At 41.1% G+C, this 19,718-nt stretch carries 26 protein-coding genes and 1 CRISPR repeat array; of the genes, 4 read left to right on the top strand and 22 right to left on the bottom strand.

Going from position 1 to position 19,718, the window contains the following annotated elements; genetic code table 11:
* Positions 1 to 59: 59 nt before the first annotated feature.
* Positions 60 to 917, bottom strand: a complete 858-nt coding sequence (locus FC60_RS06365) for a transporter substrate-binding domain-containing protein (protein ID WP_056937601.1) — start codon at positions 915 to 917, stop codon at positions 60 to 62.
* 2 nt (positions 918 to 919) lie between these two features.
* A complete protein-coding gene (locus FC60_RS06360) occupies positions 920 to 1,606 on the bottom strand; it encodes an amino acid ABC transporter permease (RefSeq protein WP_082601364.1) in 687 nt (228 codons plus the stop codon).
* A gap of 86 nt (positions 1,607 to 1,692) precedes the next feature.
* Between FC60_RS06360 and FC60_RS06355 the strand changes: the two genes are divergently transcribed.
* A complete protein-coding gene (locus FC60_RS06355; protein WP_056937599.1) occupies positions 1,693 to 3,168 on the top strand; it encodes an amidase in 1,476 nt (491 codons plus the stop codon).
* 50 nt (positions 3,169 to 3,218) lie between these two features.
* Here FC60_RS06355 and FC60_RS06350 read toward each other — a convergent pair whose 3' ends face one another.
* The 7 genes from FC60_RS06350 to FC60_RS09485 form a co-directional block, all read right to left on the bottom strand.
* Positions 3,219 to 5,354 (bottom strand): peptide cleavage/export ABC transporter, encoded by a 2,136-nt coding sequence (locus FC60_RS06350; protein ID WP_056937598.1) that lies wholly within the window; start codon positions 5,352 to 5,354, stop codon positions 3,219 to 3,221.
* Positions 5,351 to 5,566: a LytTR family transcriptional regulator DNA-binding domain-containing protein gene (locus FC60_RS09315; RefSeq protein WP_268871580.1), complete on the bottom strand. Its 216-nt coding sequence runs from the start codon at positions 5,564 to 5,566 to the stop codon at positions 5,351 to 5,353. Before FC60_RS09315 ends, FC60_RS06350 begins: the two co-directional genes overlap by 4 nt.
* A gap of 15 nt (positions 5,567 to 5,581) precedes the next feature.
* The gene (locus FC60_RS06345; RefSeq protein WP_056937597.1) at positions 5,582 to 6,124 is read right to left on the bottom strand and encodes a response regulator; all 543 of its coding nucleotides are present in this window, start codon (positions 6,122 to 6,124) and stop codon (positions 5,582 to 5,584) included.
* Entirely contained in the window at positions 6,124 to 6,903 is a 780-nt protein-coding gene (locus FC60_RS09310) for a GHKL domain-containing protein (protein ID WP_056937596.1), read from the bottom strand. The genes FC60_RS06345 and FC60_RS09310 overlap by 1 nt, the downstream gene beginning before the upstream one ends.
* A gap of 681 nt (positions 6,904 to 7,584) precedes the next feature.
* Positions 7,585 to 7,728, bottom strand: a complete 144-nt coding sequence (locus tag FC60_RS09495; RefSeq protein ID WP_153672872.1) for a hypothetical protein — start codon at positions 7,726 to 7,728, stop codon at positions 7,585 to 7,587.
* 12 nt (positions 7,729 to 7,740) lie between these two features.
* Positions 7,741 to 7,896 (bottom strand): bacteriocin, encoded by a 156-nt coding sequence (locus tag FC60_RS09490; protein ID WP_123383101.1) that lies wholly within the window; start codon positions 7,894 to 7,896, stop codon positions 7,741 to 7,743.
* Between the two features lie 16 nt (positions 7,897 to 7,912).
* Complete coding sequence (locus tag FC60_RS09485; RefSeq protein ID WP_153672873.1) at positions 7,913 to 8,068, bottom strand: hypothetical protein; 156 nt, start codon at positions 8,066 to 8,068, stop codon at positions 7,913 to 7,915.
* Positions 8,069 to 8,270: 202 nt separating this feature from the next.
* Here FC60_RS09485 and FC60_RS09480 point away from each other — a divergent pair, with 202 nt between their 5' ends.
* The gene (locus FC60_RS09480; protein ID WP_153672874.1) at positions 8,271 to 8,429 is read left to right on the top strand and encodes a hypothetical protein; all 159 of its coding nucleotides are present in this window, start codon (positions 8,271 to 8,273) and stop codon (positions 8,427 to 8,429) included.
* A gap of 116 nt (positions 8,430 to 8,545) precedes the next feature.
* On the opposite strand, the gene FC60_RS06335 is transcribed toward FC60_RS09480, so the two are convergent.
* From FC60_RS06335 to FC60_RS06310, 8 genes are all read right to left on the bottom strand, one after another.
* Entirely contained in the window at positions 8,546 to 8,947 is a 402-nt protein-coding gene (locus tag FC60_RS06335; RefSeq protein ID WP_056937595.1) for an AzlD domain-containing protein, read from the bottom strand.
* Positions 8,948 to 8,967: 20 nt separating this feature from the next.
* Positions 8,968 to 9,789 carry an AzlC family ABC transporter permease gene (locus FC60_RS06330; RefSeq protein WP_082601360.1) on the bottom strand — a complete coding sequence of 274 codons (822 nt, stop codon included), beginning with the start codon at positions 9,787 to 9,789 and terminating at the stop codon, positions 8,968 to 8,970.
* 244 nt (positions 9,790 to 10,033) lie between these two features.
* On the bottom strand, positions 10,034 to 10,168 hold the full coding sequence (locus FC60_RS09760; RefSeq protein ID WP_268871579.1) for a hypothetical protein: 135 nt from the start codon (positions 10,166 to 10,168) through the stop codon (positions 10,034 to 10,036).
* Positions 10,169 to 10,312: 144 nt separating this feature from the next.
* Entirely contained in the window at positions 10,313 to 11,632 is a 1,320-nt protein-coding gene (gene guaD / locus FC60_RS06325; protein ID WP_056937594.1) for a guanine deaminase, read from the bottom strand.
* A gap of 18 nt (positions 11,633 to 11,650) precedes the next feature.
* Positions 11,651 to 12,361, bottom strand: a complete 711-nt coding sequence (locus FC60_RS06320) for a hypothetical protein (protein ID WP_056937593.1) — start codon at positions 12,359 to 12,361, stop codon at positions 11,651 to 11,653.
* A complete protein-coding gene (locus tag FC60_RS09475; protein WP_153672875.1) occupies positions 12,358 to 12,507 on the bottom strand; it encodes a hypothetical protein in 150 nt (49 codons plus the stop codon). The genes FC60_RS06320 and FC60_RS09475 overlap by 4 nt, the downstream gene beginning before the upstream one ends.
* A 34-nt stretch (positions 12,508 to 12,541) precedes the next feature.
* Positions 12,542 to 13,531, bottom strand: a complete 990-nt coding sequence (locus FC60_RS06315) for a YncE family protein (RefSeq protein WP_056937592.1) — start codon at positions 13,529 to 13,531, stop codon at positions 12,542 to 12,544.
* Between the two features lie 101 nt (positions 13,532 to 13,632).
* Positions 13,633 to 13,968: a hypothetical protein gene (locus tag FC60_RS06310; RefSeq protein ID WP_056937591.1), complete on the bottom strand. Its 336-nt coding sequence runs from the start codon at positions 13,966 to 13,968 to the stop codon at positions 13,633 to 13,635.
* A 694-nt stretch (positions 13,969 to 14,662) separates the two neighbouring features.
* Here FC60_RS06310 and FC60_RS06305 point away from each other — a divergent pair.
* Entirely contained in the window at positions 14,663 to 15,274 is a 612-nt protein-coding gene (locus FC60_RS06305) for a DUF559 domain-containing protein (RefSeq protein WP_056937590.1), read from the top strand.
* 120 nt (positions 15,275 to 15,394) lie between these two features.
* Here FC60_RS06305 and FC60_RS06300 read toward each other — a convergent pair whose 3' ends face one another.
* Together FC60_RS06300 and FC60_RS09470 are read right to left on the bottom strand one after the other, a co-directional pair.
* Complete coding sequence (locus FC60_RS06300) at positions 15,395 to 15,793, bottom strand: type II toxin-antitoxin system HicB family antitoxin (protein WP_056937589.1); 399 nt, start codon at positions 15,791 to 15,793, stop codon at positions 15,395 to 15,397.
* A gap of 25 nt (positions 15,794 to 15,818) precedes the next feature.
* A complete protein-coding gene (locus FC60_RS09470; protein WP_123383099.1) occupies positions 15,819 to 15,992 on the bottom strand; it encodes a type II toxin-antitoxin system HicA family toxin in 174 nt (57 codons plus the stop codon).
* A 147-nt stretch (positions 15,993 to 16,139) separates the two neighbouring features.
* On the opposite strand from FC60_RS09470, the gene FC60_RS06295 reads away from it, so the two are divergent.
* Positions 16,140 to 16,430: a hypothetical protein gene (locus tag FC60_RS06295; protein WP_056937588.1), complete on the top strand. Its 291-nt coding sequence runs from the start codon at positions 16,140 to 16,142 to the stop codon at positions 16,428 to 16,430.
* Between the two features lie 67 nt (positions 16,431 to 16,497).
* Positions 16,498 to 17,656: a CRISPR direct-repeat array (repeat unit 37 nt; unit sequence GGTCTTGAGGTCATTGAGTTGAAGCCCTTCTAAAACA).
* A 25-nt stretch (positions 17,657 to 17,681) separates the two neighbouring features.
* On the opposite strand, the gene csn2 is transcribed toward FC60_RS06295, so the two are convergent.
* Genes csn2 through cas1 form a run of 3 tightly spaced genes read right to left on the bottom strand, consistent with a single transcriptional unit; the run spans position 17,682 to position 19,541 of the window.
* Positions 17,682 to 18,356 (bottom strand): type II-A CRISPR-associated protein Csn2, encoded by a 675-nt coding sequence (gene csn2 / locus FC60_RS06290; protein ID WP_056937587.1) that lies wholly within the window; start codon positions 18,354 to 18,356, stop codon positions 17,682 to 17,684.
* Positions 18,353 to 18,658 (bottom strand): CRISPR-associated endonuclease Cas2, encoded by a 306-nt coding sequence (gene cas2, locus FC60_RS06285; protein ID WP_007122265.1) that lies wholly within the window; start codon positions 18,656 to 18,658, stop codon positions 18,353 to 18,355. Before cas2 ends, csn2 begins: the two co-directional genes overlap by 4 nt.
* On the bottom strand, positions 18,636 to 19,541 hold the full coding sequence (cas1, locus tag FC60_RS06280) for a type II CRISPR-associated endonuclease Cas1 (RefSeq protein WP_056937586.1): 906 nt from the start codon (positions 19,539 to 19,541) through the stop codon (positions 18,636 to 18,638). The genes cas2 and cas1 overlap by 23 nt, the downstream gene beginning before the upstream one ends.
* Positions 19,542 to 19,718: the final 177 nt, after the last annotated feature.

Genomic DNA, 19,718 nt, shown 5'->3' with positions numbered 1-19,718 from the left:
AAAAAGCTGGTCAGAAACTAATTGATGTTTCTGATCAGCTTTTCAATTTTCACAAATATTTAATTTCGTCCGGTATATTTACTGGAGATTGTAAAATGCTTACTGATATGTTCACTCGGTTGCTTTGTAACATCCGCTCCATAGAACTTCATGGCTAATTTTTTAATCGTGCCATCTTTTAGTAAGGTTTTTAGCGCTGAATTAACTTCTTTTGTCAGTTTAGGATCATCCTTACTCATGATGATTCCTTCCCCGCTCCCGTCTTCATTCGTCGTAAAGTACATGTTCGGCATGATCTTCAAGCCACTATTCGGGTTGGCCGCCAGCGCTAACTTTTGTAAATAATAATCATTCATGATGAAATCGGTCTTCCCGTCTTGCAGGTCTCGCAGGTAAACATCATTGGATACGTTATCATAATTAACTAATTTGGCCCCTAGTTGTTGGGCCAGGCGTTGGTAATTCGTCCCGGCTTCGCCACCGGCCTTCTTATCCTTTAAATCCGCCCAACTATTAATTCCGGAGTTGTCAGATGACCGCACGATAATACTATTGAAAGAGTGCTTGAAAGCAATCGACATGGCAAATTTCTTCTTCCGCGTTGGTGAAATAGCAAAATCATCCACTGCCATATCAGCTTTACCCGTCTTGACCGCCGTTAACATGCCATCAACACTGTATTCCTTAAAGACCACCTTTTTGTGTAATTTTTTGGCGATGGCCCGCACGACTTCGACATCATAACCCGTTAATTTTTTGGTTTTAGAGTCGTGATAAGAGGTTGGATATAAAGTCCCTGAGGTCGCGACAACCAAAGTATTTTTACTAGCGGCCGACTTTTTGCCACAAGCCGTTAAACCACCAACCACTAAACCTAACACTAAAACTCCCGTAATGATTTTCCACCATTTATGCATAATTATTCCTCCGCTTTAGCAACAAAATCTAGCCGGCCTTCTAACCAGCTTTGTCCCCAAGATAACAAACAACACAACAACCAATAGATGACTGCTAGGGTGATATAAATCGACATATAGTCCTGATTAGCTCCCGCCACAATTTTGGCATCCATAAACATTTCCGAAACGGTGATCATGGCCGCTAAAGAGGTCCCTTTAAACATATCGACCATCACGTTACCGAGTGATGGTAGGGCAATTCGTAAAGCTTGCGGTAAGATGACATACCGTAAGACTACGTAACGATTCATCCCTAAAGATCGGGCAGCCTCATATTGACCAAGATCAACACCCAACAAGGCTGACCGATAATACTCAGAGATAAAGGCCGCCGGTGCAATCGTAAAGGAAAGAACCGCGGCAGGTATGGCATCCATATTAAAACCAAAATAAGTAATAAACAGAATTACTAACATCGGTACGCCCCGAAAAAAGGAAATGTAAAAGCGAGCTATCCAGCGCAGGATCGCCCAGTGACTTTGTCGGATTAACACCAGCAAAAAGCCCAGAATATTAGCTAAAATAAAACAAGTTACTAATAAAAACAAGGACATCGGCAATCCGGAAAGAATTGTCGGGATCGAAGAAATGGCCAGATGCAAATCAATTAGCCCAGTTAAGGACCCCACCACGAATCCAGTGATCATCATCACCCCCTCAAGTCCCCTTGATTATAAGTCATTGAAAGCGATACCACAATAGTCTAGAATGAAGAAAAACTAGGAGGTCAACAATGTCTTCTCAAAATTTGATGCGTCAACCGGCCTATCGGCTCGCACAACTGGTGCGGGATCATGAAGTGTCGGCTACTGACCTAGTTAATACGGCCTATCAACAAATCGACCGCCTTAATCCTGATCTCAATGCCGTCATTACCACTCGTCATCAGCAGGCGCTGGGTGAAGCTGCCCAACTCAAAGATACTGGTCAGCCCTTTTTAGGCGTGCCCATCCTGCTCAAGGGACTCGGGCAAAGTCTCGCAGGTGAACCGTCAACAAATGCTAATCGACTCTTTCAAGATTATCGCGCCACCATCACCAGTAACTACACGCGCCGATTACAAGCCGCCGGTTTTATTATCATCGGCCAAACTAATTTTCCCGAATTTGGTTTCAAGAACGTGACCGATTCGCAAATGTATGGTGATGCTAAAAATCCTTTTAATACTGCATACTCCCCTGGTGGCTCATCTGGTGGGGCGGCCAGTGCCTTAGCTAGCGGCATGGTCCCAATCGCAAGCGCCAGTGATGGTGGAGGTTCTATTCGGATTCCGGCTTCTTGGTCCGGATTAATTGGTCTTAAGCCGACCCGCGGGCGGATGCCGATGGGACCTAGTGATTGGCGATCGTGGCAAGGGGCTTCCATTAACTTTGCTTTGACACGCTCCGTTACGGATACGGCCCTCTTTTTAGAAAGCATGCAAGCTCTACAAGCGGCGGCGGTTTTCCAAGTTCCTTTAATCAAAGCCGGTTTAGTTCAACGGCTTAATCAACCCGATCGGCAACTTAAAATTGGTTACCTTACCCAATCCCCCGTTGGTACCCCAGTTGATTCTGAAGCCGAGCAGGCCGTCTTAGCAGCCGTCGACTTCTTGCGCCAGGCGGGTTGGACCGTTGAAGAAATTAACTGGCCAACTAATGGTGATGCCTTAATTCGAAGCTACTACACCATGAATGCCGGTGAAACCGCCCATATGTTCCAGGAAATCGAAGCAGCGATTGGCCGTTCTGTCACCCGAGATGATATGGAATTACTAACTTGGGCTCTTTATCAAACCGGCAAGCAGATTTCAGCAGTTGATTATATCGATGCTCTGTCCACTTGGGACCAAGCAGCTGCTCAATGGGCTCAATTACACGAAAGCTATCCTTTGGTTTTATGTCCGACGACGGCAACAGTTGCTATTTCTTTAAACGAGCAATTAGTTTCAAATGAGAACCTGGCCCTAATGAACCAGATTGATGAGCTTGCTCCCCAAGCGCAACGAGAGCTGATTTATGATCAATGGCTCCCCTCACTAACCCATTCACCATTTACTCAACAAGCTAACTTAACAGGTGAGCCAGCTATTAGCTTGCCGACCCATTTAACAAAAACTGGGCTCCCTATCGGAATTCAATTGACGGCCGCTAAAGGTCAAGAGGAATTGTTACTACAGATAGCAAAACTATTTGAAGACCATCATCAATTTAAAATGTTAGCAGATTAAAAATGAAGCTGAGCAAGCAACCCTAACTAGGATTGCTTGCTCAGCTTCATTTATTGTCCTAATAACTGTTGATACAGCCCGGCGACCTGCTGCAGGTTTTCCGGTTGACCGTCTTGTACGACCTGACCATGGTCTAGGACAACCACTCGGTCAAAGTGTGTCGTCACATTTAGCCGGTGCGAAACCAGCACGATTGTCATAGGTAAAGCCATTAAGCTTTGCAGGAGCTCATTTTCGGTTAAGGGATCCAAGGAGCTCGTCGATTCGTCTAAAATCAGGATCTGCGGATGGTTAAGGAGGGCCCGGGCAATTGCCAAGCGTTGGACTTGCCCGCCCGATAAAGTATTAGATTCTTCATCAATCAAGGTATCATAACCTAGCGGTAGCTTAGTAATATCAGCATCGATTTGCGTCAAACGACAAGCCCTGCTTAATTCCTCTAGGGTCAAGTCAGGATTAGCTAAGCGTAAATTTTGCGCAATCGTTCCTGAAAATAATTGGGATCGTTGGGGGACATACCCAACCTGGCGGCGTAAATCAGCGAGATCCAAGGACCTGATATCACGCTGATTAACTTTGATGGATCCTTGATCGGGAGTTAAAAAGCGCACCATTAGTTTAGCTAAGGTAGATTTCCCCGAGCCACTCGGGCCAACAATGGCTAACTTCTCCCCTGGTTGAATACTCAAAGACACATCACGCAATGCTGGATACCCATAAGTATAGGCAAAACTTACTTGGTCAACATCCAAGCTTAAGGTTGCATCACCCAACGCTAGCCCCTCTGACGATTCTGGTTCAATTACCAACACTTCGTTTAAGCGTTGGTTTGCGACTTGGGCTGTTTTTAGTTTAGCCTGCAAATTGACAATATCTTGTAAGGGTTCAATGAAAAAAGCCAGCAACATGTTAAAGGCCATCAATTGACCTAGGGCTAATTGGTTTCTCATTACCTGAAGTGACCCAACTAATAAAATGACGGTCGTTAAGCCATATTGTAAAAAGAGTTTGATGGCCGCCTGAAAGGTTTCGGTTTGCGTATAACGATAGCTTTGCTTTAGAAAACTTTGAAATTGTTGATCAATTTGTTCATCCAAACGGTCTGTAATATTCAGAGCTTTAACCGTTTCAATTCCACGAATACTTTCAATGATTGATGAGTTCAAACGAGCATTACTTTCCATCTGATCATAATTTAATTTGGTGTAACGTCGGTTAAAAATTGCTACTAAAACAATATAGATTGGCACACTAATTAAAGTCGTTAAAAATAAGGGGCCATTTTGCCAAGCCATAAATAGCCCAATCAGTACTAGCATTCCAGCATCCAAAAAGATGGTAACCACTGTGCTAGATAAGGCGTCGATAATCTTACTAATGTCATTAAAGCGCGATAGAATCTCTCCCGTCTTGCGAGTCATGAAAAAGCGCAAAGGCAAGTGCAGAACCGACCGTAAATAATCGAGATTAATCCGTCCAGCCACCTTCATATTGACTTTCATCAAAATCATCGTCCGCAGGTATGACAAAATCGCATAAATGAGGTAGGCAATGATCATCCCCAGACTGACAATCAGCAACAGGGTCACACGGTGACGGGGAATTAAGTCATCAATCAACATCTGCAGATACAATGATCCAGCAATGCTAATCACGGAAATCAGGATCGACCAACAAATAGTTAACGCTAAAGTTCCACGAAAGGGTTTTAGCAAACGAAAATTATCTTTTAAAGTTGTCATGGTGACTGCTTGGGCTTGATAATCTGCACTTGGTTCAAAGAGAAGCGCTACTCCTGACCATTCTTGTTCAAAATCAGCCCGCGCCATTTTATGCACCCCAGCTTTTGGATCTGGATCGGCCACATATACCTGATTTTCATCCGCACCAAAAATAACGTAATAGTGCAGAAAAACCCCGTCCTTAACAACATGGGCAATCCAAGGAAATTTGATTTCTGGGTCGTCTAAAATCGCTAAATCCGCTTGCACCGCTTGGGTGGCTAAACCCAATTTTTGCGCCACCTTCACTAGTGCTAAGGCGTTCGTTCCCTCCTGGTTAGTTCGAGCTAAATCCCGTAACTTGGCAATCGGGTAATCACTACCATAGTGTTTTAGAATCATCGCTAAACATGCGACACCACAATCAGATTCATCAACTTGGGCGACATAGGCAGCGTATTTCATTTCATCACATCCTCGTCCAGATGCTTACGGAGTTCTTTTAAGTGGCGAAAACTGATGTCACATGCCACAATATGTTCCTGATCAAAGTACACCCGCCGATTTTTGGTATCAAGTTCCACGACATTGGCTGGATTAATTACCAGCCCGCGATTGACTTTCAGCAAACTCGTATCATCATAGTTGGCTAATTCCCCGTGGGTTTCAACGTGCAGATTTCGACCAACGATTTAAATCAGCCGGCTTTTTCCCTTGACCGCTTGAATATAAAAAAGCTGATCAACAGCGACCGTCTTCACTAACCCCTTAGTGGGATGATAGGCAATCCGCTCCACCTCACGTTCGGGAGTTGCAATAAACTTCAAATAGCGCCCGTAAGCCTCATCGATGGTTTCTCGTAAGCGTTGGGGCATTGGTCCCTCAGCGTCACTTTTGAAAATAAAATCTAAGGGTTCCACATGGCGAGTAATCGTCAATGGTAAATATTGACCGAAGGCCGTCACAAAAATAATTTCTGAAAAACGAGAATTGTTGCGGACAATTTCGGCCACATCAATTCCCGATAATTTATGTTTTAAATCAATGTCTGTAATTAAACAATAAGCTTGGTGAGCCTGAATAAATTGCACCACTTCATCTGGATTTGCCGTCACTAAATCAACCCGCATGTCATATTCATGCGGCGTCGGATTAATCACGATTCGGTTCTTAACGATCTCCTCGATGACATGTAATTGATGGAGATCGTCTTCCAGAATAATGGTTGATAACACTAGCGCGCCCCTCGCATATATAATTCAACAGTGACAAAATGCTCACTAGTTTCAATTTCTAAATTAAAATGATCATCGCCATTTACAATCTCCCGGATATTAGTTAACCCATAGCCGTGGTGATTGTCCTTAGTGGAGAATTTGTTCTTAATCATTTGATTGACATCAACCGATTGATCGATCGAATTCCGTACCGCTAGAACCACCGTCTCAGCATCAAACCGTGACATAGATAATTGAAAGACCCCATTTTCTTGGTCTTTTAAAGCATCACGAGCATTATCCAATAGGATTCCGATGATTCGCGCTAATTTGATCTCATCTTCTAAACAGAAATTAATGATAGCCGATACTTCGATGTTGACACTAGCGCCAACTGCTAAGATTTCATATAAATGGCGTCGAATTACATTTTGAATCCCTGATGAGGTAATCTTATTCAGATTAGCTTCTACTTCAGGCATCATAGTAATTTCCGGTGTAGCTTCAAGTTGATCTTGAATCATCTTCAAGGCCGTATCTGATTGGTTAGCCTTAATCTGCCCCTGCAAATCGATTAGTAGATTCTTAATGTCATGTTGGCGATGTCGAACCTGTTCATATTGTTGACTAACAGCTTGGTTAAGATTAATAGTATCTTCGTACTTTTGTTTCAGCAAGTGTAAATCTAAATTATCGTTATATTCCTTTAGCATCATGAAAACTGACATGAACATAATTAACCAAATAAGATAATAAACAACCGTATAACCAAACACCGTAATTAAGGAAATCGTCACGTTTTCACTATAAACATAAATTGCTAAAGAACTTATAAAGAAGATACAAGTTAGATTTAATAATCCGTTAATTGAAGGGATTATACTTCTAGTCTTCAATATAAAATTGGCTATTTTGTTTTTATAATGAATAATAAAGATTATTGATACTATAAAAAGAATGCTTTCAAGAATAATAGTAATCAGAGCGTTACTATTGGTAATCCACAAATATACAGATAATGTATTGTCAAACATTAAATATGTGGGTAAAACAATCATAGTTATTATAGCTTCAAATTTTGCTCTATCTTTAGATTCCTTTCTATAACCTCGAACATATGAATCTATCAAGATTGCAATCAAAGATATAACTTCACTAATTGCATATGCAGCTATTTGTAAAAAAACAGCTAATATCACCCATTCTAAAATGTCTTTAAATTTCAAACGACCTATAACCGCTCTTACAATAATAAAAAGATATAGAATGTCCAAATAATCGGCTATAAACTGTTGTGATTGAATACCCATCATCTCGTTTTTCTTTTTGGCCAAATACGTAGGTAGAATTTAACGCCGTATCCTCCTAAAATCTTCGTTAGCTGTTGATTAGATAACGTTTTATACTTTTTCATCATAACACCTCTATATAGGGAAAAACCTTCAACACCTAAAGAACTGAAGGCTTTCCCATTGTTCTTAATTAAATGGACTACTATTATATCCATTTATATAGTCTTGACGATGTTTCCATAAGTCTTTTATGACATCATATCCTATTTGAATCAATCCGCCGCCAACGATCCTTAATAATTGTTTATCATCAATTCGTTGATACTTCATGATATTTACCTCCTATTTTGGTTGAGTAAATAAGAAGTGATTCATATTGATTGATGGATTCCGCCTGGCTGATTCGGTTGCACTTGCGTATCCATAACCAACATACCACCAAATATTTTTACCGCCAATAACCTTCTTCAATTTTTGATCTGATAATTTCTTTAACATAATTTCTCACTCCCTTCTAATGGAATGGACTAGAATTAAAGCCGTCAATCCAGTTTCTGACAATATTTTCCCAACGTTGAATCATGAATTGCTTAAATCTCGTTAAAATGCGTCCACCGACAATTTCGGTCAATTGGGCATCAGTTAATCCCCGATAGTTATTAGTCCTCATCGTGTCCACTTCCTTTCTTTTCATGATTATTATAAATTGAATTCAAGCAAAATTTTTCAAAATGCAGTGAACGTCGAATTTGGTGCAGTGAGCGTTAATAACGTTTCGATCAGCTAACGGAAAATGCCGGAAATTGAACGGAACTTGCAAATTGTGTCTCTTCATAGCAACAAGCCTATACTTAATCAAAAAGGAGAAAGTCATGAACGATTTATCAACCTACCTATCTCAAATCACCTTGCCAGCAAACGAACAAAGACTAATCGACCAAACGCTCGTAAATATCAAATCTGGCACTAATCAGCACCAAGCCATCAAGCCAATTACAAGTTTTAGCCGTTCAGCAAAAATTATCTCCTGAAGGTCTCAAACTTCTCCAAACATTAAGCAAGCCTACTTTCCCTAATGACCTTGCTCGATCCTCGATAACTCTGTTCTAAAAAAGCGCTGGTAGCTCAATTGAACTACCAACGCTTGTTAGATAAAACTAGCAAAGATGAAGACTAAGATTAATCCTAAAATAACGGATAAAACCATTGATCGCGTAAAGTAAGCGATCAACAATACAAATAATCCAGCAATGATGTGATCCAAATGACCGTACAGGATTAATTGATGGCCAAACAAGGTGAACTTATCAGTAACGACCTTATAAGAATCCAAGAAAAGCCGTTGTGCCACCAAGGAGGCAAACAGGCTCACGGGGATATACTTCATCCATTCATTAAACCATTCCGGCAACTTCCGATTCGTAAAGAAAAGTATCGGGAAGTAACGCGGAACAAAGGCTGCGAGCGCCGCAATAATAATTACTAAGATATGAAATTTATAATCATGATTGGCAGCTGCAACTACCGTAGATGTGCTTAAAAAATCCATTCTGCTCAAATACCTAATTTCTAATGATTAGCAGCCTCTTGCGACTGATCTTGCTTCTTACGCTTGTCTTCAACCGTTTGCCGAATCGTTGATGGCCGGAAAATTTCTCCCAAAATCCAGGTCCGTTTCGGGTGTTTACTATGCTTGCGCACGTAATCTTCCACCGCAAACCCGATTAAGGAGGCCATTAGAGTGGAGATAATCAAGCCAAGGGTATTTTGAATCAAGACGAGGAAAAGGACTGATAAAGCTCCCGCCAAGAGACAGATCAGTAAAGTCAAATGATTCCGGACCTGCATGACCAGCATGTAGATAAACAATGCCGTCAGGGCAAACTCAATAATATCCAGATCAATGGAAACGGTACTTCCTACTAAAGCCCCAATTAAATTCCCACCAGTCCAAGAAATCAGAGCAAAGTGCTCCACCATGGTCGCATCTTTAATCGTCCAGTTCTTATCAGTGGCGTATTTTAAATAGTTAATTGCGTAATTTTCATCATTCAATGAAAAGGCAAATAAGAAGACATCCCAGGGCTTATCTTCATGCAGATACTTGGATAAACTCGATCCTAGTAAGGCATACCGCATCTCCAAGAAGAAGATCGTCATGAAGATCGTCGATAAGGGGGCATTGATGACTAGCATGGACGCCAAAATAAATTGTGCCCCACCGGAATAGACTAATATTGAGACCAAAAAGGCCATAATAAAATTAAAACCAGCAGCATGAAGCAAAATCCCGCAGGCTAACCCGATCGGGGCATAGCTCAAACATAATGGCATCGTATCCCCTAAGACCGATAGCCACCGCTTCTCGGGATTGACGTGATGTTGAGTCAAACGATAAGTTCCTCCTTTAGAGATTATTCTTCAGTTTTGAACACTCATCAAATGCTATTTTACCATACTTAATTCGTAAAATGCATGGTTTCCCGTTGTCAGCTTGTTAATATTCATTATATATCAACCGATTTTTCATTGTTTTAGCGAGCTTTTTTTGTTAAGATTAGAAACGAAAAGAGGAGCAACGGCTGTCTCCCGTTACCCCTCGATCGTGGATGGAACACGTTTTGTTTTTAGCACATCATGATGGATAATCATGGTGTGCTTTTTTGATTAATTGATATGCTTTTGCCACCGCTAGAATTATCTTATCCAGCCGTAACACTAGCAGACCAAAAATCGCTAGCAAACCGTGTCCCCAACCAAAAAATTTCACCCGAACTTACCTCCGTGTGATGATGAGTGAAAGGTAAGTTGGTGTGTTCCATTAGTTCCACTAAGTTAGGTCTTAGGGTTGCAAAGCCTATGACCTAACCTGCTTTTTATTATATCGAATATTTGTTCGACTGACTACTTTTAATTAAACTTTGACAAAATCCCCATTTACCATTACCGCCTGAATATGATTCGATTGGGTTTGGTATAAGAGACGTTCCAAGCGTTCAATCGGATCGCTCGGTGCCAGTGGTCGTTCTTGAACCAACTGTAGATCAGCTTGGAAGCCTGGTGCAATTTGTCCAATTGGTAGATGCAAACTTTGTCCACCTCCAACCGTGGCGAGGTAAAAAGCATTTCGGATACTTATCCTAGCATCAGCTTCCCCTTGATCTTGATTAGTAACCCCATCCGTTCGCATTTGTGAAACCGTGACGGCTTGGCGAAGGTTATCATAAAGTGATACCGAGTAACCGCCCGAAATATCGGATCCCAGGCCTAGCTTAATACCACGATCCATTAACCGGCGCGTTGCTAAGGTTCCATTCCCAAAATAAGCATTGGAAATTGGACAATGGGCAATCGCCGTATGTCGATCCGCCACCAACTGCTCATCTGTCAAAGTCAATTGGGTGGCATGTGCCATAACCGCCCGATCGGTTAGTAAGCCAAAGTGATCCAAAACATTGGCATCATGATGACCGTAATGTTCAATCGCATAGTGGTGTTCCCAATCACTCTCACTCAAATGGGATTGAATCGGGAGATCATATTGCGCCGCTAGTTTCCCAAGTCCTTGTAAGGTCGTTGGCGTACATGATGGCACGAAGCGTGGGGTAATGACTGGGATTGGGGCTAAAGCTTGGCCTTGCCCAAGCGCCGTTAATTGTTGAATAAAGTCTTCCGTGGCCTGCAAGGCTACTTGACTGGACGCGTCTCGATAATAATCTGGCGTTTGTTCAGGATTATCCATCGCCACCCGACCAATTAAAGCGCGCAAGCCATGATCCATACAAGCTTGCGCTAGAACTAAGTTAGCTGGATTATGGATCGTCCCAAAAAAGAGCACTGTCGTCGTCCCGTTGGCTAAAAGATTCTGGACTAGATCTGGGTAGACTTGTTTAGCATAGGCAAGGTCCCGATACTTTGCTTCTAAGGGAAAAGTATAATCATTCAACCAATTGGCTAGTGGCTTATCCAAGGCTAGGCCCGCTTGCGGCCATTGGGGAGCATGTAAATGCAGATCGATAAAGCCGGGTAAAATCACTTGGCCTTTCGGTACTTCTACTAACTGATCTTTAATTTGCGCCGCTTGTCGACTAGTTTGATAATCAGCGTCCGTTGATTCGATAATCCGTTCAATCATGCCACTTTGATCAATGACGATTAAGGCTTGGGCATGATAGGCCACGGTCTGTGGATCAACCGCCGTGTAAAAATCACCTTGCAAAACCGTTTTAATCATAAAACTTCCTCCGTATCGCTAGCGCGTTATAAAGAGTAAATAGATCACTGCCTCATAAACGACCCATAAACTGATCAAGCCCGTCCAGATCCGCCGAGTATAAATGGACCACACGAGTAACGGCAGCACCATCAAGAGATTCACCACCAATTGATAACCATAGGAACCATCCATATTCATTAGCCGAGCGGTCGCAAAGATCACGATGGCAACAACCAGTTGAATAACCCAAGAAAGGTGTTGCCGAGCTAACAACTGGCTCGCTGACATTGCCAGAAGCCAAGCCCAAGTAAAAAAGGCCAAGTTCACTACCGCGATCAAGGTCCAGTAGTAAACATTGAGATACTGTAAATCATTGGTGGTATCCGGTACCAGCAATAAAGCTGGGTCTGGATATAGCGCCATATAGCCTTGTAACCCGATCGTTACCATGATGGTTACGATTAAGGCCAGGCCATATTGCCACCACTTAAAAGCGCGTCTTTGTGGCTGATCACTGCCAACTAACATCCAACGAAGAACCACAGCGACTAGAAACAAGCACAGCGCTAAGCCAATGATATAAAGGTAGTCCCCGGTCGTTCCTTCGGATAAGAACAAATCCCGGGGCACGTTATAATAGCGCATGATCGGATTGTCGGTATTGAGAATCGTCGCAACCAAGGCCCCCATCCCAATCAGCAGAATCCACTGCGTAGAAGCCGGCAGATTAAATTTATGCTTACTCATCGCGTCACCTCATTATTTAGGAGTGTCGTTAGATCAAAGGTCAGAATCCGGTCCACCCCGACCCCATATTTATCTCGGTATCGCCGACCACCCGATTCAAAGACGGCATATAACTGCCCATCTTCATTGCCAATCTGTTCCATCATTGGTGGCATCTTGATGATCTTTAAAGCCTGGCTCTTAGTATAGGCGTTCGCCCGCCTTGATAATTTGAAGACATAGAGTTTTGAACTTTGATGACCGTAGGATTGCGACATTAAGATCATGCCATCCACAATTGTCATCCCTTGGATTTGGGTCGGGCAGGTTTGGTTCAAAACTGTCGAAGTCGCAATAGAAACCTTCCCGAATTGTTTGCTTGTTTGACTCTGATGGCCTGCTAAGAAGCCATTCGTGTTGAGCCGATATGCTTGCAGGCGGCCGCGATCCCCCCTTACTAAAGTAACCCACATAAAGACGGTGCTGATAATAAGTAACCTGCGACGACCGTTTCAGTTGGGGTAAGTAGGTTAAGGAAGCATACTGAATCGGCTGATGCTGACTCTTAAATTGATAATGTTCAATAGTCGCTAAGTTAATGCTGAATAAAGTCGCTTCCCGATGACTATAACCACATACCCAAAGGCGTTGGTGATCGGCGTCGTAGGCAATCCCACCAGTATGCGGTTGACCGTGGAGGACCAAGGTCTTTTCATAGCGCATAGTCTGACGGTTAATTACATAAATGACGGAATTAACTTTGTATGCTCCATCATAAGCTGAGATGAAAATGTATTTAGGACTATAAGCGATCCCTTGAGGAACCAATCCGCCGCTAATTCCCACTTGCTGAGATAAAGTAATAATACTCCGGGTCCCCCGTAATCCAGGAATCAAGGTCGCATTAGTAACCGGTGCCCCGCCTTCATTTTGAAGACTATCGGCCGCTTGATAGTCAAAGATTAATTTGGTTTCGTTTGGTAGGCGAAAAATGGCTAGTTGGGCCGTTCGTTTAGCCACCTGATTGGTGATTATAGATGGTTGTTTGATGGCTTGGGTGGTTGAAAAACGTTCGGATAACAATTCCTGTCCATAGGGAAAACGCCAATGATATTGAGATAGGATCCCACTAATCACGGCGACAAAAGCGATAATCAAAAGAATATTCAGGCCCCAACGTTTGCTATGCATAATCTTCCCCTCGCAAGCTTAGTGACTTGTATCAAGCTAATTTGAGCATGTTGCTGGCAAAAAAATAAACCGCTATCATTGCTAGCGATTTAAGCGAATGCTTATTCTTTAGGCTTCGAATTATACATTTGATCTTCAAGCCGGTTAGTTGCTTGAACCCGTTTGACAATTTCATCTTTGTTAATCTCAATGTATTCCCATAGGTTAGTCACAATCGTTTGGAGATCGCCTTCCTTGTTGCCCAAATATGTGGAAGTCATCCTATCATTTCCCATGTCGGCCAGGAAGATCTCCCCATCCGGATATTTTAGGAGGAATAAATCCGTATGTACCATTTCTAAACTTTGCGTTTTCCATTTCGAATTGAAAATCCAGTCATATAGCTCAGCTGGTTGAATGAGATCACTTAGATGTGAGTCTGCATCGAATTTTACCATTAGTAGCTCCTTTCTGATCCTTTAGTCGCCATATTTATAAGTTGTTTAGAGAAGAGATTTTGAATTTAGAACTAAAAAGCCCACTACTGCCCGCAGTAAATTCTGCCTGACATGTAGTGGGATTTCTTAATATTAGTATACTACAATTTCTTTAATCTCATCGGACGAGCACGCTAAAATGTTCATAAAATTGATTGGATGATCTTTACTAAGGTGAAAAATCAAATTTCCCGTTTTTAAGACAGGACATATTTTTTGATCTGTGCAGCGATCACGCATAGATCTGAAAATCTGTCGGGTGCCGAAGATGGACTTTGACGAAAATTGCAATTCTAAATTAAGTTCTACCATTAAAAATAATTTGCTTGAGATTAAGTTCAATCTCATGATATTATATCAACTGAAAAGAGAGGCAACGGGCGCATTCCGTTACCTCTCAATCGTGATTGAGACACGAGTTGGGTAAGCTAACTACGACTATTGTCGTGGTTAGCTTTTTTGATCGCTAGGTACATACTCGTGAGAGCTAGGACAATCCTATCTAACCGCATGATCAGTACACAAACGATCACCACCAAACCCGTGCGCCTAATATTTGATTTCACGGATCACTACCTCCGTATCGGCTGATTGATCTAAACTAATTACTAAGAACTAATACGTCAATAACTAACAATTTACGAGAAGTGAAACAATGGTAAAAGAATGGGGATTTGTTCGAGAAACGAAAGAATTAGCAGATAAAGCTGGTATTGATAAAGATACTGGTATCTGCCGGACCGGTTTGGAAGAATATTTAGCGGTCATATTCCCAGATGTCGATGACTGGGTCCATGATAAGACAACGGGACTGTTGAAGGATGACGGAAAGAAAAGTCGTGTAAGGCCTGATTATCGAAGTGAACAACTGAAAATGATTGTTGAATATGACGGCTTACCACACTATACATCACCAGACCAATGGGAAAAAGATGAAAGCAACCAAGCATTCTACGAATCATACGGATATAAGGTGATTCGTGTACCGTATTTCATTCAATTAACTAATGCAGTAGTAGAAAAACTATTTGGTATTAGGGTTGGTGAACCACTATTTGATGGTGCTACTCCGTCAATCGGGCCAAAGGGAAGAAACACTCCAGCTTATCTATGCCCTGCTGGAATTCGTCGAATGGCCGGTGAGTTCATTAAGTTTCCCGAACAGTATCAGGTTAATATTGACTCTTTGAAGAGAGAGAATGATTATTCTAAAACAGAATATAAGTTGTTAGAATCTGAATACAATCGACAAAACGGAAAACAATAACAGAAATTACTAATGAGGCTATGGCAACAATTAGATTTGTTGCCATAGCCTTCACGCTTTTAGAGCAAAGCGACATAATTTTACTGATACTGATTGTTTAGTTTAACTACGGGTCTTCAATTAGACGTTAAGCTTATTTTTTAAGGCATTCGTCAAGACTTCACTAAAATTGATCTTTTGTTCCATTCCGATTTCATTTAAATAATTAGGAATGGTAACTGACTTACGGACTACCCTATTGTCATTTTTTCGACGATATTCGGAAACATTCACCCTAACTAAAGTAACTATTTCATCCCCGTCCACTTTAGGTAATAGATAATTTGATGGTGGTAATTCTTCATCTAAACTTGTTGTGCCAATAAAGTCTTCCGCCATCGCAATCGCATCCGCAACTGATTTCCCCTGTGTCATACCTCCATCTAAATCTGGGATCGTTACCAAATAAGGATATTCAGAGCCATCCGGTTCATACTTAATAACAATGGGATAGACAACAACCTTATCTTTTTTATACATATAGTCACCTCCGCTTAAAATTACCTTATTTTAATTGATGCTTATGTATTAAGCTTCTTGCAAGTCTTTCATTAATTTCTGGATGACGTGGTAACTTTTCTTTTTCCCGACCATCAGTCCATATATCATGATTGCCTCCGTGTCGATAAAGATACCATCCATTTCGCCTAAATAATTTTTCTAATTTAAAGCGTTGCACATCTTCAAATCACTTTCTGCAATTTATGATACACGCATTAAATACGCGTTTCAATTTTATATACGAAAATTAATTAAGCGCTTGCAATAAATTGTATAATAAACATATAGAATACGTTTAATTATTAAATGCACGAGGGGGGCGATTATGATGAAACCAGAGGATAAGAAGAAGATCATGCACCGGAGATGGACCATTACTGGGATTATAGTTATTATCCTCATCACTTGGCTTCAACTATGGAGCCTTGTCTGGCTTATCTTCTGTGGACTCTTAATGATCATGGGTGTTATGTGGTTTATTGAATGGATCACGGGGATGGATCTAGATACACCAGTTAAACGTCAACATGATAATCAACCGAGTGACATTGAAGAAACCATGTGGGATATAGAAACCTTTCATGAGTTGCATCATCATGATGATAAAAATGAATAACTATATTTAAGGCCGTATCACTGTGCCCAGAATCAAAGATTCAAGGTACAGTGATACGGCCGTTCTGGGTCTTGAGGTCATTGAGTTGAAGCCCTTCTAAAACAACAGAACACCACAGTCTTAACACGTTTGAGGTCTTGAGGTCATTGAGTTGAAGCCCTTCTAAAACAGAGGATGCCGTCCTCGTGCTGCCAGCGGGGGTCTTGAGGTCATTGAGTTGAAGCCCTTCTAAAACATCCTAACCCTTCACAAACCGTATAAACATGGTCTTGAGGTCATTGAGTTGAAGCCCTTCTAAAACAGAACACAAATTGTCTGTTTATAGAACACAGGTCTTGAGGTCATTGAGTTGAAGCCCTTCTAAAACGGTGTTTGGTGGTGTGTTTGCATGTTTGTGGGTCTTGAGGTCATTGAGTTGAAGCCCTTCTAAAACAATAAAAATAATAAGGTCTATCAAGAACTGGGTCTTGAGGTCATTGAGTTGAAGCCCTTCTAAAACAACAGAACACCACAGTCTTAACACGTTTGAGGTCTTGAGGTCATTGAGTTGAAGCCCTTCTAAAACAGAGGATGCCGTCCTCGTGCTGCCAGCGGGGGTCTTGAGGTCATTGAGTTGAAGCCCTTCTAAAACATCCTAACCCTTCACAAACCGTATAAACATGGTCTTGAGGTCATTGAGTTGAAGCCCTTCTAAAACAGAACACAAATTGTCTGTTTATAGAACACAGGTCTTGAGGTCATTGAGTTGAAGCCCTTCTAAAACGGTGTTTGGTGGTGTGTTTGCATGTTTGTGGGTCTTGAGGTCATTGAGTTGAAGCCCTTCTAAAACAGAGGATGCCGTCCTCGTGCTGCCAGCGGGGGTCTTGAGGTCATTGAGTTGAAGCCCTTCTAAAACATCCTAACCCTTCACAAACCGTATAAACATGGTCTTGAGGTCATTGAGTTGAAGCCCTTCTAAAACAGAACACAAATTGTCTGTTTATAGAACACAGGTCTTGAGGTCATTGAGTTGAAGCCCTTCTAAAACGGTGTTTGGTGGTGTGTTTGCATGTTTGTGGGTCTTGAGGTCATTGAGTTGAAGCCCTTCTAAAACAATAAAAATAATAAGGTCTATCAAGCAGTGGGTCTTGAGGTCATTGAGTTGAAGCCCTTCTAAAACCAAGCACATCTAAACGATTATGCCCTAACGGGTCTTGAGGTCATTGAGTTGAAGCCCTTCTAAAACCGTTCTTTTATAATCAGAATCTAATTTTAGTTGGAACCCCAATCAACGAAATCCTCATCAATGTAGTAATAATCACAGTTTGGGTAGGCGTCCTGATTCCTACTTTCTGTGAACTCTACTAATAAAACTTTAGTTTGTAAATGATCATTTATCTCAACCAAATGGCTAACTTGATCCGGAGTTAAATAATGGGCGACATTAGTTAACCCAATGATAGATTGATCATCACATTCTAAATGGATCTTCAAATCTGCCTCTATTATACCATAGGGATCATTATTGATTTCTTTTGGAAAATGAATTTGTGTATACTTCATCATCCGCTTAATATCGCCATCAAACGAAACCTCTAATGGTATATCTACCATTAATAATTTATCTTGAATTGCCGTATAGAATTCTAAACCAGCTTGGTCTAATTGACGTCGTTCTTCGTCGGTTAATGACTGATCAATATATTTAATTATTTCCGTTGAATAGGTTTTCTCCAAACTTAAATCGGCAACGACATCGCCATCCCAATCCATCGCTTTGTTATGATCAACTTCTTTATAGTCATCATCATAAAAATGGATCAACTCATTCATATCTTTCATTCCGCGAAGTAATTCTAAGTAAACTATTTGATTATTAGTTGCTAAAACCGTAATCTTACCTAGTTTGACATCAATCGTTTGATGGCTTTCATAGACCACTTTCATAAGATCACCGTCCTAGCAGATGAATTACGAACTTCATCCTTTTCTTCACCTAATAAAAAGTGCATATCATTGTATTGCTTCTCCGTTAACATTAGCGTCTGTACCAATCCATTCTCAGGTAGAAAGTTACTGATCCTTTTTTCCATAAATTGTGCAGCTTTTCGATTTACACAGACACGAACATAAACTGAATATTGGATCATTAAGAAGCCTTCTTGAATTAACTTCTTCCGAAAAACTCGATATGCTCGACGTTGCTGACTTGTTTCAACTGGCAAATCAAACATGACCATTAAGCGCATGATGCGGTACCTCATTAGTAAATTCCACCTCGATTTCAAGTTCATCACGATTTTCATCTAAGTAATCTAGACAAGTCTGCACATACTTTGGAATCACATTTCTTAACAGCATTTTTTGCCCATTATAAATAATTTCAAGATTAAGCGCGTCAACTAGTCCATACTTCACATCTGGCGTAAATTCATTAAATTTTTGCGCCGCTACCCAGTAATCGATTACTGGTCGAAATGGCTCCATCAAGTCTGACCCTAGATTAAATTCGTTCTCGCTACTATGATGATGGATCCCTAAATAAGTCAAATTTCCTCTGGTAACAATTTCTTTATTCATCATCGATAAAAGGATTGAATACCCATAGTTAAGTGCTGCATTAACAGAACTTTCATCTCGACGCGAAAATTTATCTTCAAACAAGAGTGGAAAATACTTTCTAGCAATAACCGCCTCCCGATTGGTTAAATCACCAACTTCTAACTTATCCAATTCAGATTCAATTTCATCTGTGGGTTGATTGTATACTTCTAGAACTTTGATCTGATTTCTTATTTTGTAGCTAACAATCTTTGTCCATAAAATGTCTTCTCGATTCTGATCCCAATTAACCTGACGCAATAACATTTCAGCCGACCGATTATTAGGATAATAATTAACGGACTCAGTGATTGGTTGATGACGCTTATCAGTAAAAATAATTTTTGTTTCTCGATTCGCCAATTCCGCTATCACTGCAGTTGTAATCACCGCTTGCGTCGTGTCAATCAGTAAAACGTCAATATCAGACACTGGAATTTGATTAATCCCATCTCGTGTTTGGACAATGATCATATTGGCCGAATATGATATTTTAGCGTGTTGGGTAATCACCACGGATCGCCACCCCATAAAAATTCCTCCCTTGTAACTAACCTCCGTTAGTTTTATAATTTAATTGTTGGGTAGCTCCCAACATCAACTCTTTTGAGGTTATTGAGTTGAAGTCCTGAGTTAAAATCAAGCAAGAGATTTATTCTCAAGTTTATCTTTTTGATACTCGTTATGGGTACAAGAAAGGGAATCGCA

It is taken from the genome of Limosilactobacillus gastricus DSM 16045, assembly GCF_001434365.1.
GTDB lineage: Bacteria > Bacillota > Bacilli > Lactobacillales > Lactobacillaceae > Limosilactobacillus > Limosilactobacillus gastricus.
The sequence above is the reverse complement of the archived record's forward strand: the minus strand, read 5'-3'. Positions and strand labels throughout refer to the sequence as shown.

Coding starts and splice junctions, on each gene's coding strand:
- FC60_RS06365 (WP_056937601.1), bottom strand. CDS start 917: ATGCATAAATGGTGGAAAATCATTACGGGAGTTTTAGTGTTAGGTTTA.
- FC60_RS06360 (WP_082601364.1), bottom strand. CDS start 1,606: ATGATCACTGGATTCGTGGTGGGGTCCTTAACTGGGCTAATTGATTTG.
- FC60_RS06355 (WP_056937599.1), top strand. CDS start 1,693: ATGTCTTCTCAAAATTTGATGCGTCAACCGGCCTATCGGCTCGCACAA.
- FC60_RS06350 (WP_056937598.1), bottom strand. CDS start 5,354: ATGAAATACGCTGCCTATGTCGCCCAAGTTGATGAATCTGATTGTGGT.
- FC60_RS09495 (WP_153672872.1), bottom strand. CDS start 7,728: ATGAAGTATCAACGAATTGATGATAAACAATTATTAAGGATCGTTGGC.
- FC60_RS09490 (WP_123383101.1), bottom strand. CDS start 7,896: ATGTTAAAGAAATTATCAGATCAAAAATTGAAGAAGGTTATTGGCGGT.
- FC60_RS09485 (WP_153672873.1), bottom strand. CDS start 8,068: ATGAGGACTAATAACTATCGGGGATTAACTGATGCCCAATTGACCGAA.
- FC60_RS09480 (WP_153672874.1), top strand. CDS start 8,271: ATGAACGATTTATCAACCTACCTATCTCAAATCACCTTGCCAGCAAAC.
- FC60_RS06335 (WP_056937595.1), bottom strand. CDS start 8,947: ATGGATTTTTTAAGCACATCTACGGTAGTTGCAGCTGCCAATCATGAT.
- guaD (WP_056937594.1), bottom strand. CDS start 11,632: ATGATTAAAACGGTTTTGCAAGGTGATTTTTACACGGCGGTTGATCCA.
- FC60_RS06320 (WP_056937593.1), bottom strand. CDS start 12,361: ATGAGTAAGCATAAATTTAATCTGCCGGCTTCTACGCAGTGGATTCTG.
- FC60_RS09475 (WP_153672875.1), bottom strand. CDS start 12,507: ATGATGGAACAGATTGGCAATGAAGATGGGCAGTTATATGCCGTCTTT.
- FC60_RS06315 (WP_056937592.1), bottom strand. CDS start 13,531: ATGCATAGCAAACGTTGGGGCCTGAATATTCTTTTGATTATCGCTTTT.
- FC60_RS06310 (WP_056937591.1), bottom strand. CDS start 13,968: ATGGTAAAATTCGATGCAGACTCACATCTAAGTGATCTCATTCAACCA.
- FC60_RS06305 (WP_056937590.1), top strand. CDS start 14,663: ATGGTAAAAGAATGGGGATTTGTTCGAGAAACGAAAGAATTAGCAGAT.
- FC60_RS06300 (WP_056937589.1), bottom strand. CDS start 15,793: ATGTATAAAAAAGATAAGGTTGTTGTCTATCCCATTGTTATTAAGTAT.
- FC60_RS06295 (WP_056937588.1), top strand. CDS start 16,140: ATGATGAAACCAGAGGATAAGAAGAAGATCATGCACCGGAGATGGACC.
- csn2 (WP_056937587.1), bottom strand. CDS start 18,356: ATGAAAGTGGTCTATGAAAGCCATCAAACGATTGATGTCAAACTAGGT.
- cas2 (WP_007122265.1), bottom strand. CDS start 18,658: ATGCGCTTAATGGTCATGTTTGATTTGCCAGTTGAAACAAGTCAGCAA.
- cas1 (WP_056937586.1), bottom strand. CDS start 19,541: ATGGGGTGGCGATCCGTGGTGATTACCCAACACGCTAAAATATCATAT.